The organism is Nostoc sp. UHCC 0251 (genome assembly GCF_034932245.1).
Classification (GTDB): domain Bacteria; phylum Cyanobacteriota; class Cyanobacteriia; order Cyanobacteriales; family Nostocaceae; genus Nostoc.
This window is the reverse complement of record NZ_JAYGHD010000513.1, coordinates 1-2,446: the sequence shown is the minus strand read 5'-3', so window position 1 is coordinate 2,446 and position 2,446 is coordinate 1. Positions and strand designations below refer to the sequence as shown.

Below are 2,446 nucleotides of genomic sequence, written 5' to 3'. Positions count from 1 at the left end.
GTGCGATTCGTTTAACCTAAATGAGTAGAAATACTCAAGGACGGTTAGCGTGGTTTACATAACCATGACAACTGAGTGACCATGTGGGTGTAAGTCCCACCCCGCAGGTGCAGCGGTGACAGCAACTTCCCTACGGTAGCGACTAGCCATCAATCCGTAAAGCGGGAAGAAAAGGAAGTAAAACTGGTAGCCTAATCCGGTTAACTCCAAGCAAGAATCCATGAGTAGCGCAAGCGAAGATACGTTTTAACCATCGTCACGCAGAACCAGCGAAATAAGGCTGTCTCACGCTGGAGCCAAAAGGCAAAGGATAAAGGGACTGGCAATGTCGGTTTGACCAGTAGGCACTCCCAATAAACCCGGTGGACAGTATCAACTCTAAAGATTCAATCAATGGTCATTCGGAACGAAGTAACCTATCGTTCTCTCTCAGTCAGGTCGATAACTGAGTAGGTGCTAACCGCATGAGGCGATAGGCAGGATTGAGTCAGAAGCGAAAGCCTCACTGTAATGGTGAGGATATGCAGACGGACTCACGATGAATTGGATTGTAAAGTCACAAGTAGCAATGAATAAGTCTAAAACGCGACCAGTCAATCTTAAACCAGCAGAAAAAGCAATCCACCAGGATTTGCCAATTCTAACGGCGAAGAACGACAAATCGACGGTGGAATGGAAACACATTAACTGGCGAAAGTTAGAAAAACGTGTTTACAAGTTGCAAAAAAGAATTTACAGAGCTTCATCTCGTGGTGATGTCAAAGCAGTACGCAGACTCCAGAAGACACTGATGAAGTCTTGGTCAGCAAAGGTCTTAGCGGTCAGAAGGGTAACACAAGACAACCAAGGTAAGAAAACGGCGGGTGTAGACGGCATCAAATCGCTGACTCCAAAGCAACGTTTCACCTTAGTTGCCAAATTAAAATTAAGCTCAAAGTGTCACCCAACTAGGCGGGTATGGATTCCTAAGCCTGGAACGGAAGAGAAGCGACCATTGGGTATCCCGACAATGTATGACCGAGCCTTGCAAGCACTTGTCAAAATGGCATTAGAGCCAGAATGGGAAGCGCGATTTGAACCTAATAGTTATGGGTTTAGACCAGGACGCTCATGCCACGATGCGATTGAAGCAATATTCTGTGCAATTAGTCATAAACCAAAATATGTACTAGACGCCGATATAACAAAATGCTTCGACCGTATCGACCATAAGGCACTGCTAAACAAACTAAATACATTCCCTACCATTCGCCGTCAAATACGAGCCTGGTTACAAGCGGGAGTGATGGATAAATCGCAGTTCCAAAGGACATCTGAGGGAACACCGCAAGGTGGAGTAATCTCTCCATTACTTGCCAACATCGCCCTCCACGGGATGGAAAATCGGGTAAAACAGTACGCTGAAACACTGCCTACTAGGGCTGGCTACGGTAAAAAGGTTAACCGTGGAAGCCTAAGTCTAATCCGATATGCCGATGACTTCGTAATTCTCCACGAAGACATAAATGTTGTCCAAAGATGCCAGAGTATTATCTCTGAATGGTTAAAAGGCATGGGACTTGAACTGAAGCCAAGCAAGACACGTTTAACTCATACCCTAAACAAGTATGGAAATGAACAACCAGGATTTGAATTCCTTGGTTTTAATGTTAGGCAGTTTCAAGTGGGGAAAACCCACTCAAAACTAGGCTTCAAAACAATCATCAGCCCCAGCAAAGAAAAGCAGAAGATACATTACAAACGAGTAGCACGTATCATCAACGACCATAATGCAACGCCACATAGGGCGTTAATCAGCCGATTAAATCCGGTAATAAGAGGATGGTCAAACTACTACTCAACAGTGGTAAGCAAGAATGTCTTCTCCACAATAGATAACTTAATGTATCCAAAGCTAAAAGCCTGGGCAAAACGCCGCCATCCCAATAAATCGTGGAAATGGATGTCAAAGAAATATTGGCAAACAGTTGGCGGGGATAATTGGGTATTCGCAACCAAGCAAGAGGGTGAAAACCCAATGCGATTATATTCACATACGGAAACAAAGATTGTTCGTCATGTGAAAGTTAAAGGCGATGTCAGTCCCTATGATGGCAACCTAATTTACTGGAGTTCAAGAATGGGTACAAACCCAGAAGCAAATACAAGGATGTCCATACTCCTTAAAAAGCAAAAAGGGAAATGTACTCACTGCGGATTGTACTTTCGAGAGTCAGATGTACTGGAGATTGACCATATAACCCCTCTAAGTAACAAGGGAAAAGATGAATATAAAAATCTCCAGATTTTACATAAACACTGCCACGATACAAAAACAACTGAAGATGGTTCAGTTAGAAGTACGCGCAATAAGCGCCAATTCATTGAGGAGCCGGATGACATGAAAGTGTCACGTCCGGTTTTGAAGACGAGCGGTTCTCGTGAGGGAATCGCTTAGTTCAACGAA

2 protein-coding genes are annotated in these 2,446 nt (G+C 44.1%); one reads left to right on the top strand and one right to left on the bottom strand.

The features are described from left to right. Positions 1–54: 54 nt before the first annotated feature. A complete protein-coding gene (locus tag VB740_RS36435; RefSeq protein ID WP_323204667.1) occupies positions 55–222 on the bottom strand; it encodes a hypothetical protein in 168 nt (55 codons plus the stop codon). A 346-nt stretch (positions 223–568) separates the two neighbouring features. On the opposite strand from VB740_RS36435, the gene ltrA reads away from it, so the two are divergent. Then, a complete protein-coding gene (ltrA, locus tag VB740_RS36430) occupies positions 569–2,437 on the top strand; it encodes a group II intron reverse transcriptase/maturase (RefSeq protein WP_323204666.1) in 1,869 nt (622 codons plus the stop codon). The last annotated feature ends 9 nt before the right edge of the window (positions 2,438–2,446 follow it).